This is a genomic window from Paenibacillus sp. FSL R7-0312 (genome assembly GCF_038004445.1).
Taxonomy (GTDB): Bacteria; Bacillota; Bacilli; order Paenibacillales; family Paenibacillaceae; genus Paenibacillus_AQ.
Genome location: NZ_JBBORE010000001.1, coordinates 5,769,679 through 5,782,972 on the forward strand (window position 1 = coordinate 5,769,679; position 13,294 = coordinate 5,782,972).

A 13,294-nucleotide genomic window follows, 5' to 3' on the forward strand; every position below is an offset into this window, starting at 1 on the left:
ATTAATCCTCCCATATGGATGTTTCCAGCTGATCTACGAACCGCCGCAGCTTACCCGCGATCTTGAGATTAATAGCCCCGTTCTGATACATTTCCTGTACGGTATTCCGCTGCTCCTGAATGGCCTGCAGCTTCAGTTCCAGCTTCTCGTCATCGACGACACCATCTTTACTCCAGCCTTCGCCCTGCACCAGCCGGGATTCCAGCCGCTCATACTTGTCGATGACCTTCTGCGAGGCAAGCCGGTTCTCGTCGCTTATTCCGGCGCTGACGGCTGACACGGCCGCCTGGCACATCGCAATCTTCGCTGCCCGGGCACTTTCGGCATTCTGCACTGCACGCCGGCCCTCTTCCCCATTGAAGCGGCCCGAGAACAGGCCGGAGAACAGACGCTGAATTTCAGTTACTGTGAACTTAATTTGTGTATCCAGACGTCTGCAGAGCAGCGATTCCGTATGATCGAGCAGCTCCTCCATCTTCACGGCGACTGGGGCGGGTACCGCACCGTTCTCCAGCATCCGCCGCAGTTCTGTGCGCTCTGCCTCCAGGCCGCTCAGCCGGGCTTCAACGCCCAGACGCCGGAACTGCTCCGTGGCCGGATCACTGTCCGGCTTGGCCGTGCACAGCCGGTCGATCTTGTCTGTGAACTCCAGTAAGACAGGCTGTGTCGCCCGCTCCGGGCTCTCCGTAACCAGGCTACGCAGCATCGACATCCCGGCGTCGATCACAACATTCCTGGCTGCCAGTTCCGTATTTCCGTAGCCAATGGTCTTCACCACGGTCTCCTCTTTGTCGGCCAGCAGCGGCAGGAAGATGCTGGCAATGATTAACGACATCAGAATGACACCTGCGGCCAGCGCAATAATCAAATCCCGTTCAGGGAATGGCGTGATACCGTCCCCGAGCACAAGGGGAATGGAGAAGGCACCTGCTAATGTTACCGCTCCGCGCACCCCGGAGATTGAAGTAATGACCTGTGACTTAAGCGGCGCCTTCTCTACCCGGCGGAATCGGCTCTCCCATAAGGAATAGGCATAGACCCATAGAAAACGCAGCGCAATGAGCAGCGCGGTAATCGCCATCGCATACCCCGCAACCATAAAGTTGTTCAGCCTCTGATCGCGGTAGATGACCTCTACCACATCCGGTACGGATACTCCAAGGATCAGGAATACCAGACCGTTCAACACCAGCAGCAGCACCGACCAGGTGCTGGCTGATACAAGCTGCAGCTTATACTGCGGCGATACGGCCCTGTCCTTCTCAATAGCAAACATTACACCGCCGGCCACTACGGCCAGGATGCCGGATACGCCAATCTCTTCACTGATCAGATAAATAATAAACGGTGTTAGAATCTGCAGCAGCACATGGATCGTCACATCCTCCATGCCGAATCTGCGGATGAATACACTGAGGCGGATCAGCAGAAAAGAGAGCACCGCACCCAGAAGCAGACCCCCTGCGGCAATCATTACAAAGCTGAGCGATGCCTTAGGAAACGAGAAAACTCCTGTAACCATGGCCGCGATCGCAAATTTGAAGGCAACCAGGCCGGAGGCATCATTCATCAGCGATTCACCTTCAAGGATACGGTGTATACTCTTCGGCAAATGCACCCGTCCGGCCAGCGCACTGACCGCTACAGCATCCGTAGGTGACAGAATCGCCGCCAGTGCAAAAGATGCCGCCAGCGGAATTGAAGGAATCATCCAGTGAATGGCATAACCTGCGACAAAAACCGTTACAAATACAAGCCCCAGCGCCAGCAGCAATATGGGTGCCCTAAGGTTCCACAGCTCATCACGCGGTGTCCGTCTCCCGTCATTGAACAGTAGAGGGGCAATGAACAACACAAAAAACAGCTCAGGCTCAAAAGACATATGTATTCCGGTCGGTACAAGTGCAGTAATGATCCCTAGTCCGATCTGAATTAGAGGAACCGGCACAAACGGAATGAAACGGTTCACGATATTCGATACCGCGATAAGCCCGAGCATCAGCAGTACAGCGAGAAAAGTCTCCAAGCCCCATCATCTCCCGAATATCTTTTTTCAATATATTATATCCTCTATTTGCATTGACTGCATAAACGCCAATAAACGGAAGACACACCGGAATTTCCGCTTGTGCCTCCCGCTATATTCTCTTTTCAGAATCCATCCGGCTGATGAGGTAGTTAGAGCCTCAAGCCAGCCGCAGAATATCGCTGATGATCTCCTTGTCAACATCCAGATCGAACTTCCGGCCCCAGAAGCAGCCTGCACCTTGCTCGCGAATCCGTTGGTAATCCTCGGCCCGCAGCGTTCTGGGGAATTCCGGTCCAGTGTCCCAATCCGTATAGCGTTTGATCTCATTGATTACTTTATCCTTATATTTACTGTTCAAAATAATAGAATGGAAGAAGATCTCATCGCCGCAGAACGAATTCCTGAACAACCGGACGTATCCGGGATGCTCCGCGATGAATTCGAGGATATACTGCATGCATTCCCCGGTAAGCGACATCCAATTCGAGCCCTTATACAGCACCTCCGGCAGTTCCTTCAGGCTGCGCTTAAGCCAGGGTACCGACATCACCAGATTGATGTATCGGTTGCGGATCTCTGAGACAGCTTTGGCCCGGGAGACCAGGAACCTCGGATAATATACAGACACCCGGTACAGGCAGCCCCACATTTCCGCCTCATTTGGAAGCTGCAGATGCTTGACGAACTCCTGTCCTTCATGCTCCTTGAAGAAATCAGCAATCGTATCGTTCGAGGCAAGAGGCAAATCCTGCCCGCTGATGATATGAACATAGTTATAATTCCCGCTTGCCCGGATCAGTTCAAAGCACTTCAAGATACATTCAATCTGGCCGTAATGGCCCCACTGTACGTCTACCGGCTGCTCTACGAAATGAATATCTTCGCGATGGATAATTTGCTCTTCGATGCCGCTTTTCTTATCCACATGCATGAAAAACTCCACATGCTCATCCGTTAAACGATCGATTAGCAAATTAATCTGCTGAGGGCTCTTGTGACAGAGGACAACATAAGCCATTTTGAAATTGTGCAAAAGATTCATCCTTTCGCTCATTTATTTCCACATATTATAGGGGAATGAGCCAAAATGGACAAGCTTTCATTCCTATCAGCCTTTGACAAGCAACCGGATTCCAATATTCCACGGGTCTCTCAAGGTTGTAATGCCGCCTTCTACTTCTACAGGGTACCCCGCTTGCTTCACACGTTCCGCCACTTCCGATACATCCCCGCTGCCCGGAAGCAGCAGAGTGAAATAATCGATGCCCGCCGCATGGGCCGGAGCCGCCTTAGCACCTTGTCCCGCCCAGACATTAAGCCCCATATGGTGATGATATCCTCCCGCCGAGATGAATAGTGCAGCGTCCCCGTAATGAGCGGTTATTGCAAAACCAAGCGCATCCACATAGAATTTCTTGGCCTCCGCCAGATCGCCTACATGAAAGTGCACATGCCCGATCACCGTGCCCGCAGGCAGTCCGGTCCAGCTCAGCCCTTCGGAAGCCGCCAGTAAGCCGTCCACATCAACCGGGTCTGTAGTCATCACCACATTGCCAGTAGGCTCGTACTTCCAGGTGTCGCGCGGCCGGTCGCGGTATATTTCAATGCCGTTATTGTCAGGGTCCTGAATGTACAGCGCTTCGCTGACCAGATGATCGCCCTGGCCGATCTCGATGCCCGCATCAATCAGATTACGCAGCACCAACCCGAGACTTGGACGGTCGGGCACCAGAATCGCGAAATGATACAGTCCGGCTGCCGAATTACGGCGCAGAATCAGGGCCTGTTCAATCTCCCGCAGCACCAGAAGCACATGCACACCATCCGCGGTCATTTCCACTTCACGCCCCTGCCGGTGCAGGATCTTCAGTCCGATTACATTCTGATAAAAGGTGAGTGAACGCTCCAAATTGCTTACTCTAATCTGTACTAGTCCAATTTCCAGTTCTTGCGGCAATGCTGCTGTTGTCGTCATATAAACCCCTCCTGAATAAAAGCATATGGATCATATAAAAAAGCCAAACCCTCCGGTGCCGTTCGTGCTCAGTTCTGCTTAGTCTTGACTTTTTATAGAATCATCATTCAAGCTTGTAACTGTTTCCGTTACACATTAACTAACTTTAGTATAGTTGCGCTCTATATGTTTGTCAATTACTTTTCAAAATCAAGGAAATACAAAAACCCGGCCAATTGGCCAGGCTCCGATAGCAGTCATCCGTTGTATTTGGGTTCACTTAGCATTTCAAATGATACATCCTGCGCAGTAATTCTAAGCTCACTCAGCGGCGAATCCAGCAGAACACGTAATTCAAACCCTTGTTCCACCGCATAGATCTCGGTATACAACCAGACCATTCTGTTCAGGCGTTCAGGCAGAACCAGCCCGGTCACCCCGGTAAAGGTTAGTCTGATATCACACTGATAATGCATGGCTCCACTGCAGTCCAGAATGATCTCCACAACCTCCGCCGCCGGCACTGCATATGAAATCACCCTTGAATCATGGAGGGACTTCTCAACTAGCTGAATAGCATGTACAGGCAAGCTGTCCTTAATAGAGAGATACCCTCTATAGTATTTATCATCCAACACCTTCATCCTGGCTTCGTATTCACTACGCCACTGCTGCGCCTTTTCTTTGAACTCAGGTTCAGGATAAGTAGAATTGATTGTTCCGTCATGAATGGAGGGATGGAAGTATTCCGGAAGGTACTTCAGCAAATCCGCTTTGAGGTATTCCAGGAAATCCCTCGTCCTGTCCCTATAGCTGACCCCCTCCGCAGCATGCCACGCAACATCCTCCAGCCAATCCTGCTCCGTCTCAGGGAACACCATAAAGCCGCGCACCTGCATTTCTTCATACCATGATTTTGTATAAAATTTCATTTGGCGCTCCCATACTCCCCTAGTCTCATCTATTGGTAATCTTCGTACCCATATAGACCCGTTGTTCAAGTGTCGCCTGCTGAACCCAGTTCTGTAGCTCCGCCCGGTTAATCATGAACTGCTCATCGACTTTCATATAGGGAATTCCCGTAAGTGACCCGTTATACTTTAGAACCTCGTGCTCTGCCTTGATAATATTCAGCACCTCATTCTCAGTTAAATGCAGAAATTCCGCTGCCTCCGCCATTGTCATTAATGGGCTGTCAGCGGCAGTAGATACAGTCTGCTCTAACAGTTCCGCTTGCTCTTTGGCTTCCGTCTGCAACTGGGCAATCTGTGTTTCCATCGCCTTTTCATTGCTGGATGCACGTTCGTTGCTGATAATCAGACTGCTTGCGATTAAAGAAAGACCCAGAATCAGTGCGGCTCCCAGGATTGTAATTTGATTCTTCATGTACAATATCCCCCTTACTCCTATGTAAAATCAAGGTACAGACAGTCCCCTACCGTCCGCTACAGCCGTTTGTCAATAATATGCTTGTTCTCCTTGATCTCCTTGCGGAGCAGCCGGATTTCCTGAATCAATTCGTCCAATTTGTAGGTAGCCCTAGATCCATCAATGGCCTTTCGGATAATCAGCATAAAGACCAGCAACGACAGGAACCATATAATCAGTACTAAGAACATCATCATATTTCGCGCCTCTTCTCCATTTATTGCAGCAAACCACACCTGGTGTCAGTCTAAACCATCTGGAATAATGTGTAAAGACAGTACCAGCGATTTCTACAGCCGCAAAAAAGGGACCCTGCCGGGAACCGGCAGGGCCAAAGTCTATTATAAGGGGGTCATGTGATTAATATACAGGCCCAACCTTAACGCCTGATGAAAAACACATAAAGGTTTGATGAATTTATAAGTCCTAAACAAAGAGATAGACCCTGCCGAGGCACGGCGGAGTCTATCATAAATGTATCCACTGGGGGGTGGAGATCTTTAATATAATCCCCGAACCTTAAGCGTAAATAAAGCTATGCTGAAAGTTTCCTTAAGTTTCTGTGGCAGTCTACAAAATCTTACATCACGGTCCGGTGCCGCTTGAGGCTACATGCCAGCCCAGCCTGCTTTTCTTCACATAGATGTAGCTTCGCTCTGTTTCTTCAGCATAGTACAGATTACCGTACCTTGGATCATCCTTAATCTGTCCTTCTGTAACCCTGCCCGCAAATGCAGCTGCAGGATCACGGATCAGCAGGCTCTTGCGTACAGCGAGCTCAGGTGTAGGAGAAGGAAAAATGAGCAGATACAATAGCCCGAGCCCGAGCAATACCGTTATCCAGAAAGCAGCGCCTTTTCGCTTGCGCATAGAGTTTCGCATAGCACATTCCTCCTCTGCCTCACGAAACAGGAATTTGATGTACGATCTGATCCAGTGTAACCTCTTGCAGCACATCCTCCATCGCTTTCTGCGCAAGCGAGAACACGGGAATAATCGCACCGGCAATGTTCTTGCCGACCGGACACTCCGGATTCGGATGCTCGTGGACAGAGAACAATGAATCCTCCTCCACTGCATTGACCGCCTTGTAAATCTGCAGAAGCGTGATATCCGCGCTACTTCGGGTAAGCTTCGCACCGGCTACACCGGGGCGGACCTCCACCAGACCGGCCTTGTTCAGCATGCCTGTAAGGCGGCGGATGACAACCGGATTCGTATTAACGCTGCCGGCAATCCACTCCGAGGTGCTTTTACCGTCTTTGTTGCTGTCTATTAAAGTTAGAATATGAATAGCGACCGCAAACCGGGTGCTGATGTTCATGGGAATCTCTCCTTCATACTGACCAGAATGCTTCGCGGTAGATGTAACAATAATAGTTACATTCTAGACAATTGTCAATCCTGCAAGGAGTTCCGTGACCTCTTCGGGGTACTTCTGACTCAGCCGTTTCTTCCCCAGATTGCTCTTTACGATCCGGATCATCCGCTTATCGCCGCTCCCGGCCAGTCTGCGCAGCAAGGCAAAGCCCGCATCCGGCTGGCTGGCGACAAACAGGCTAAGCGCATATTCCATTCCTTTGGATAATACGCGGAGATGCTCAGGATCGCCTTGACTGTATTTGCCCGACAGCAGCTCATCCAGGATTTGCTCTGACAGCTCCAGACTATACGCTGCACAAGAACAATCCTTAAGCAAGGGAGGATGCGCCAGCGCGGCGACAAAAGTTCGCAGTTCCAGTATGGTCGCTTCCATTCTCCAGCTTTCAAGCACCCCAGCCAGCAGCCCGAAGCCGAACTCTCCGATCTGCTGCAACGCCATTGCCGCCGCCTCACGGACGCGCCATCTTGAATCATTCATCGCCCTGCGCAGCCTGCCTTCTATCCCGGATCTTTCTCCCTGCTCCGCATATCCGTAATAGGCACCGCAAGCCAGTAAAGCACAGAACGGAAGATATTCCTTCGGGTCATTAGCCTCCGCTGCAGAAATATCAGTCCAGGAAGCGAGCAGCGACAAAGACTGTGCAGAAAGTCCAGAACGGGCGTAATACCCGGCGAACTCCCCGGCAAGGCTCAGGTTCGCCCGCGGACCCGGCAGCCCGCTCCGGTTCATGAAATCCTCTGCGAGCAGCGGCCATTGCTCACTGTTCTCTATCTGCTGCTGAAACGGCAATGCGGCAAGCTTGCCACTATTCACCTTGATCCCTCCGGTTTCAATGGTTTCCTTCATTGGAGTACATTACAATACCTTGCGCGTCATACGGATAGTCGATCTGCTGCTTCACGGCAGCCATAGCCTCCCGGCCGGCAAATAAGGATACCAGATATAATCCCAGATCAATTGAGGTTGAGACCCCGCCTCCGGTAATAACATTCCCGTCCTGGACAATCCGGGCCTGAACCACTTCCCGGCAATACGGCTCAAGCAGCTCATAAGCCGATGTATGTGTTGTGGCCCTGCGTCCCTCCAGCAATCCGGCAGCACCCAACAGCAGGGCACCGGTGCATACGGATACCAGATAGGGAACCCCGCTTGCTCCCTGAAGCCAGGAGATAAAGCTCTCGTCATGACGCAATGCCCTCGTCCCGAACCCGCCGGGTACAAATACCAGATCATACACTGATAAATCCGGCAGCACTTTACCTGTTTTGACCGTAAGCCCCATTTCATCTGTGATTTCTCCGGCCGGACCGCAGATATCCCACTCCAGCCCTTCCCCTGCAGGGAACTGGCGCAGCCTGTAGATTACATCATAAAAACCCGCAAAATCCAAAAACGTAATGCCGTCAAACAGAATAAAAGCAATTTTCACGCTACCCGCTCCTTCAATATCCGTCGTCCTGCAATATTACTAGCTGTCGTAAGCCTGTAAAGCAACGGGCAAGGCCTGAATGACCACATTGCCTACAGCCGGAAGAGGCAGCAGGACTGCGCTTATAATCTCCTCACGGGTAGCGCCGAGTGATTTGGCATGCTTGACATGAAAGGCCAGCCCGCTCTCCAGCCTGACTGCCGCGAGTACGGAGATATAGGCAATTTCTTCTGTTTTGGCATCAAGCGCACTTGCTGCATCCAGCTTCTGCACGACTTCCCCCCAGGCCTTCTGCTGCTCCGGTGCTTCCTTCATAAACGTCATGAATGCATTGCTGACTTGCGGTAGATTGTCCATTCTTTGTCCCTCCATTGCTAGAATACAATAATAAAGAAGTCCACCCTCTTCAGGGCAGACCGTATCTGTTCGTTCTTAGGTGCTAAGCTCTTAGGCGCTTGTCAGAATAATCGGTTTGCCTTTGGTGACCACAATTGTATGTTCATACTGGGCAACACGGCTGTTGTCCGCCACACTGAGCGTCCATCCATCCGACTGCTGCTCTACAAAATCCGCACCCGTAGACAGGAATGGCTCTATCGTAATGACCTGACCTTCCTTCAGCACAGTCGTTACCCGCGGATTATAGAACGGCAGGATCTCGTAAGGCTTCTCATGCAACGATTTGCCGATGCCGTGGCTGCACAGATTGCGCACAACCTTGTAGCCGCGCTTGTGTGCCTCCGACTCCATGACCCGGCCGATCTCGTTCACCTTCATTCCCGCTCTGAGGTGATTAATCACACTCATCATAGTTTCCTCCGTACTCCGGCAGAGATGGACCAGCTTCTCATTATAAGGAGGCAGTTGAAAAGAGACACCGGCATCCCCGTAGTACCCGTTCAGCTCAGCCGAGACATCAATATTGATTAAATCGCCGGCCTGGATCACCCGTTGACCCGGGATTCCGTGTGCCACCTCTTCATTGACACTGATGCACGTGGTTCCGGGAAAGTTATAGGTTACCTTAGGGGCAGATTTCGCGCCAAAATGGTTCAGAATCCTCGCACCCACTTCGTCCAGCTCCGCAGTCGTCATTCCGGGAACTACACTTTTCTTCATCTCGGCGATGGTGTGGCCTACCACTTTACCGGCTGCCTTCAGTCCTTGCAAATCCTGCAGTGTCTCGCTCGTCATCCTGTTCACATTCCTCTCGTATCTGTTGATTCTCCGGTCATCCGTCCATAGCGGATCGCCACCGCATAATCAGGCCGCCCGGCCTCTTCCGCAAGGTCCGCCGCCTTGTCCCAGTCGTATTCAACCAGCCTGTGGTCAATACACCAGCCGCCCGGTGAACCATTGTCCCTGATGCACAAGCAATAGCTGGCTAAAGGCGTGCCCGACTTCATAACATAGGCATATGGAAGTTCCTCCTCATACGCGGGCAGGCCTACACTTCCGGGGTTCACCGCCTGCTTTCCTTCCGGCAGCTCCAGCAAGTGGAACACATGGCTATGCCCGCAAAAAACAATCCGCTCCTCTATCCTGTGCAGCTCCGCCGCCAATTGTTCCGCCGGCTTATAGATCGGACCGGCAGCTGGCGTAAGTTCCTCCAGCAGGTACTCGGTATTGCTCCACGGTGTTCCGTGACAGAACAATAATCCATCGTAGCTCCACGTTCCGCGGTGGCTTCGGATCCAGCTCTCTTCCTGTTCCCGGAGCAGCGGTTTAACATAACGGTAGGTGAGCGATGTACCCGTCTCCTCCAGCAGCTGCTCATCACAATTCCCCATGATGTTGATTATATCCGGGCGCTGCATCAGCAGCTCTGCAGTAGCCAGAGGGTCTAGCGGCCCGAATAGGCTGTCGCCCAGGTTGATGATAAGATCAGCCTTCAGATTGTCCAGGTCTCTAAGCACGGCTTCAAGTGCAAACCTGTTGCTATGTATATCGGAGATTACAGCGATTATATTGTACAATTGCAGGTCCTCCACTTCCTTATCTTCTCAGCCGCGGTTCAGGGGGCTACTTCCTGAAAAGCAGCTCCGTCCCAGCGGTATGAAGACTCAACCTGCCTGCCAAGAGCGTTGTCATAATGATCCGCCTGGAAACCGCCTTCGACTGCCTCCAGCTTGACCGAATACCGTTCAGGACTACTGATAAACAGCCCGGATGCCGCCCCCTTAATCTGCAGCTCCTGGATCGTATGATCCGGTCTCAATGTAAACAGCTTGAACAATGATCCATTCGAAGAACCATATTGGCCAACCGTAAAATCAGGATTACCGTCTCCGTTGTAATCAGCGAACTGAATCTGGAACAAATCGCCGAAGCTCAATTCTTCGGTGAAATGCCGGCTCAGCGCGAACGTGCCCAGTGCTGCGCCCTGTTCATCCGTAATGGCCAGCCGGAATTGCCCGCTCCAGTTCCGTCCAGCCAGCGGAGAAGGGATGGACCAATCCTCGCTGTAGCTGCCTTTCAGCAGCTGCAGGTTCAGAAATTCCTTGTTTCCTGTGACCGGGAATAAATCATTGCGTGAGACCGTTATCGGACCTTGAGTTACCACCGATGCCTCATCCGCTTCGGACTTCGCCGCTGCTGGACTTCCGCCGCTGAAGATCAGCCTGCGCAGCTTATCGGCATTCTTGGCGGAGACTGTATAGCCTGTCCCGCTGCGCTCAGCGGACAGCAGCAGACCGGTGTTCCCCTCCTGCTCGCCCAGACCCAGAATAAATTCTTCTGTGTAGCCGTCCCCGTACACCAGCTTCATGCGGAAATCCGCATCGTAATCCAGCTCTCCCGCAATACGCTTGCTTGTATTCATGGCAGAAGCCATCGTCTTAATGAACTCGCCGTCTTTGAAAATCCTGGACTCAGAGGGAGCCGTCTCCGCTTGGCTCTCTATAGAGTTATAGGTCAAATCAATTTCAGAAATCCATCTTGAATTAATGTAGCCGAAAGCATTCTGGCAGCCGCTTAATAGCACAACCAGAAAAACAGGCAGAATCAGCTGTAGCCGCCTTATGGGTTCCACCTCCACATCCTTATGTATGATACAAGTATAACAGCCTTCTTAAGCAGAGTGAAATTCACGGATCTCCCGCTTCCGTTCAGAAGGAAACCTATCCGCCCCGGTGTATGGCAAAAACCGGTCCGCTTGATACGCAGGAACCGGTCTGAGCAGCAAATTCAATATGTAGGGAGTAGTCTGCTATATTCCGCTTTAGCTTATAGCCCCTACAGCCTTCATCCAGGCTTCTGCAATCAGCGCATGGCCGGCAGGTGAAGGATGTACGCCATCCCCGGCCCAGAAGGCAGGCTCGGCCTTAACCGACGCGGCGGCGAACAGTCCGTCCAGCGGGACCAATACAGCGCCATATTCACGGGCCAGCTCACGGACCACATGAATTTTCGGGTCCAGGTCCTTACGCCAGCCCTTACGGTCTTCCGGCACCGGCAGTACGAACGGCTCAACCAGCACCAGCTTGGCATCCAGGCTCTGCTTGGTGCGTTCAATCAGATCACGGTAGGAAGCCTCAAACTCAGCTGCTGTAGTCTCCTGCCCGGAATCGAACCAGCGCCAGGTATCATTAACACCGATATAAATCGACACCCAGGTCGGCTTAAGCTCCAGACAATCCCGGTCCCAGCGCTCCTGCAGATCCACGGCGCGGTTGCCGCTGATGCCGCGGTTGATGAAGGTAAGGTTCTTCTCCGGATACTGCAGCCCAAGACGAGCGCCCGCCATCAGCGCGTAACCTACACCAAGTGATGAAGCGTCTGCGTAATTGCGGCCGCAATCCGTGATACTATCACCCTGGAACAGGATGATATCGTTCTTTTGAAATGGCATGCCTGAAATCCTCCTATGAAAACATCTGAAATGGTATAAACATCAACATTATAACAAATAGATTTTCCTGCGAATACGTTTTCATTATATATTTACGGAGTAAATCTGTTCACGGCTCTAAGCGCTTCATTCAGGACAGTATTCAGGTTGCCTTCTGCGGCTTCTCGGTTGATTGCCAGGCCACCGAACCTGGCGGCGATCCGCTCAACTTCAGAAGCCGGAAACCCTCAGATGTAAGGAATGGATGCTCCTTGTGGCGCTGTGCGATCAAGCTAATCACCAGTACTGTGAAGGTTCTTGTGAAGACGCTGATATCAGTATTTAAGCCCGTTGGAATGAGCCTGTATCATCCCTATGATTACTTCAATGACCAGCCCGGGCTGGTCATGATGGATATAATGACCGCTACCCGGCGCAATCAGCTGTCTGCTGGCTGAAGATAATTCCAGGAACTCCGCCTGGTTCTTCTGCTCGATCTCCAGTATCGCATGTGCCGGCCAGTCTGATCCCTCCTCATCCGCAAGCCCCCTGGTTATCACCGATAGCGGAACCTGGCTTGGCATGGAACCCCGGGCAGCAGAGATCTGCTTATAGCTCTGCATCTTATCGATCTGCTCCTTATTGAGCGAAGGGTTCAGCAGGTACGCCCGGTTCGCAGCGATATGCTGCGGGGGCAGCACCCGCTCATAAGTAAGCTCCTTATATTCGCCTGCAGCATCTATCAGTACAATTCCCGCAATCCGCTCCGGATAGCAGCAGGCGAACAATCTGGCTACCAGACCGCCAAAGGAATGACCGACCAGAATATAAGGGGCTTTAATATCCAGCAGTGCCAGCAGCCGGTACAGCTCCTCCACCAGATCCTGGCAGGTGCGCGGTCCCGGCACTCCCGGGCTGGTCCCGGTACCCGCTCTGTCATAAGCGAGCGTTGAGGCATGCTGTGCAATATTCTCCTGGACACCGCTCCAGGAATCGCAACCATCCCCTAATCCGGAAATAAAGATGACAGCAGGTGCACGGTGTGCAGAATATTTATAATACAATCCGCGGCCCTGCCCGTCCGTTTGAACCTCCATCCAATTGCAGATAAATCCGTTCTGAATCATCTTCTCCTCCTAGTGCTGCGCAATAAGTTCATATATAGGATGTATGCCTCATTCAGGATAAAGAAACTTCCAGTAATTTACTATGTTATTTCACACAGCTCTCCTTGCACAGTC

Annotated in this window: 17 protein-coding genes; all 17 read right to left on the bottom strand. The window is 51.9% G+C overall.

Annotation, left to right across the window (positions count from 1 at the left end; translation table 11 throughout):
* Position 1: 1 nt before the first annotated feature.
* The 17 genes from MKX70_RS25475 to MKX70_RS25550 all read right to left on the bottom strand — a co-directional run bounded on the left by MKX70_RS25475 (position 2) and on the right by MKX70_RS25550 (position 13,180).
* Positions 2–2,026 (bottom strand): Na+/H+ antiporter, encoded by a 2,025-nt coding sequence (locus tag MKX70_RS25475; protein WP_340841099.1) that lies wholly within the window; start codon positions 2,024–2,026, stop codon positions 2–4.
* Positions 2,027–2,186: 160 nt separating this feature from the next.
* Positions 2,187–3,062, bottom strand: coding sequence for a beta-1,6-N-acetylglucosaminyltransferase (locus MKX70_RS25480; RefSeq protein WP_340841100.1), 876 nt, complete (start codon positions 3,060–3,062; stop codon positions 2,187–2,189).
* A 75-nt stretch (positions 3,063–3,137) separates the two neighbouring features.
* The gene (locus tag MKX70_RS25485; RefSeq protein WP_042235543.1) at positions 3,138–4,004 is read right to left on the bottom strand and encodes a VOC family protein; all 867 of its coding nucleotides are present in this window, start codon (positions 4,002–4,004) and stop codon (positions 3,138–3,140) included.
* A gap of 236 nt (positions 4,005–4,240) precedes the next feature.
* On the bottom strand, positions 4,241–4,915 hold the full coding sequence (locus tag MKX70_RS25490; RefSeq protein WP_042235540.1) for a DUF4085 family protein: 675 nt from the start codon (positions 4,913–4,915) through the stop codon (positions 4,241–4,243).
* A gap of 25 nt (positions 4,916–4,940) precedes the next feature.
* On the bottom strand, positions 4,941–5,369 hold the full coding sequence (locus tag MKX70_RS25495) for a helix-turn-helix domain-containing protein (protein ID WP_042235538.1): 429 nt from the start codon (positions 5,367–5,369) through the stop codon (positions 4,941–4,943).
* A gap of 59 nt (positions 5,370–5,428) precedes the next feature.
* A complete protein-coding gene (locus MKX70_RS25500) occupies positions 5,429–5,608 on the bottom strand; it encodes a hypothetical protein (protein ID WP_039297066.1) in 180 nt (59 codons plus the stop codon).
* Between the two features lie 388 nt (positions 5,609–5,996).
* Positions 5,997–6,293, bottom strand: a complete 297-nt coding sequence (locus MKX70_RS25505) for a hypothetical protein (protein ID WP_340841101.1) — start codon at positions 6,291–6,293, stop codon at positions 5,997–5,999.
* A 19-nt stretch (positions 6,294–6,312) separates the two neighbouring features.
* Positions 6,313–6,735 carry an Rrf2 family transcriptional regulator gene (locus MKX70_RS25510; RefSeq protein WP_340841102.1) on the bottom strand — a complete coding sequence of 141 codons (423 nt, stop codon included), beginning with the start codon at positions 6,733–6,735 and terminating at the stop codon, positions 6,313–6,315.
* A 63-nt stretch (positions 6,736–6,798) separates the two neighbouring features.
* On the bottom strand, positions 6,799–7,608 hold the full coding sequence (locus MKX70_RS25515; RefSeq protein WP_340841103.1) for a HEAT repeat domain-containing protein: 810 nt from the start codon (positions 7,606–7,608) through the stop codon (positions 6,799–6,801).
* Between the two features lie 16 nt (positions 7,609–7,624).
* A complete protein-coding gene (locus MKX70_RS25520; protein ID WP_340787570.1) occupies positions 7,625–8,224 on the bottom strand; it encodes a DJ-1/PfpI family protein in 600 nt (199 codons plus the stop codon).
* A gap of 39 nt (positions 8,225–8,263) precedes the next feature.
* Positions 8,264–8,581, bottom strand: a complete 318-nt coding sequence (locus MKX70_RS25525; RefSeq protein WP_340841104.1) for a carboxymuconolactone decarboxylase family protein — start codon at positions 8,579–8,581, stop codon at positions 8,264–8,266.
* Between the two features lie 90 nt (positions 8,582–8,671).
* Positions 8,672–9,418, bottom strand: a complete 747-nt coding sequence (gene map, locus MKX70_RS25530; RefSeq protein ID WP_039297084.1) for a type I methionyl aminopeptidase — start codon at positions 9,416–9,418, stop codon at positions 8,672–8,674.
* Positions 9,419–9,423: 5 nt separating this feature from the next.
* Positions 9,424–10,200: a metallophosphoesterase family protein gene (locus MKX70_RS25535; RefSeq protein ID WP_340787577.1), complete on the bottom strand. Its 777-nt coding sequence runs from the start codon at positions 10,198–10,200 to the stop codon at positions 9,424–9,426.
* A gap of 38 nt (positions 10,201–10,238) precedes the next feature.
* Positions 10,239–11,255, bottom strand: coding sequence for a hypothetical protein (locus tag MKX70_RS25540; RefSeq protein ID WP_340841106.1), 1,017 nt, complete (start codon positions 11,253–11,255; stop codon positions 10,239–10,241).
* 189 nt (positions 11,256–11,444) lie between these two features.
* Positions 11,445–12,074, bottom strand: coding sequence for an SGNH/GDSL hydrolase family protein (locus MKX70_RS25545; RefSeq protein WP_042136230.1), 630 nt, complete (start codon positions 12,072–12,074; stop codon positions 11,445–11,447).
* A 142-nt stretch (positions 12,075–12,216) separates the two neighbouring features.
* A complete protein-coding gene (locus tag MKX70_RS33485) occupies positions 12,217–12,354 on the bottom strand; it encodes a hypothetical protein (protein ID WP_445323679.1) in 138 nt (45 codons plus the stop codon).
* A gap of 34 nt (positions 12,355–12,388) precedes the next feature.
* On the bottom strand, positions 12,389–13,180 hold the full coding sequence (locus MKX70_RS25550) for an alpha/beta fold hydrolase (protein WP_231637850.1): 792 nt from the start codon (positions 13,178–13,180) through the stop codon (positions 12,389–12,391).
* Positions 13,181–13,294: the final 114 nt, after the last annotated feature.

Bases quoted from the DNA above. Each gene is read 5' to 3' on its own strand.
- MKX70_RS25550 (WP_231637850.1), bottom strand. From the start codon at position 13,180: ATGATTCAGAACGGATTTATCTGCAATTGGATGGAGGTTCAAACGGAC.
- MKX70_RS25505 (WP_340841101.1), bottom strand. From the start codon at position 6,293: ATGCGAAACTCTATGCGCAAGCGAAAAGGCGCTGCTTTCTGGATAACG.
- MKX70_RS25500 (WP_039297066.1), bottom strand. From the start codon at position 5,608: ATGATGATGTTCTTAGTACTGATTATATGGTTCCTGTCGTTGCTGGTC.
- MKX70_RS25545 (WP_042136230.1), bottom strand. From the start codon at position 12,074: ATGCCATTTCAAAAGAACGATATCATCCTGTTCCAGGGTGATAGTATC.
- MKX70_RS25495 (WP_042235538.1), bottom strand. From the start codon at position 5,369: ATGAAGAATCAAATTACAATCCTGGGAGCCGCACTGATTCTGGGTCTT.
- MKX70_RS25525 (WP_340841104.1), bottom strand. From the start codon at position 8,581: ATGGACAATCTACCGCAAGTCAGCAATGCATTCATGACGTTTATGAAG.
- map (WP_039297084.1), bottom strand. From the start codon at position 9,418: ATGACGAGCGAGACACTGCAGGATTTGCAAGGACTGAAGGCAGCCGGT.
- MKX70_RS25490 (WP_042235540.1), bottom strand. From the start codon at position 4,915: ATGAAATTTTATACAAAATCATGGTATGAAGAAATGCAGGTGCGCGGC.
- MKX70_RS25510 (WP_340841102.1), bottom strand. From the start codon at position 6,735: ATGAACATCAGCACCCGGTTTGCGGTCGCTATTCATATTCTAACTTTA.
- MKX70_RS25485 (WP_042235543.1), bottom strand. From the start codon at position 4,004: ATGACGACAACAGCAGCATTGCCGCAAGAACTGGAAATTGGACTAGTA.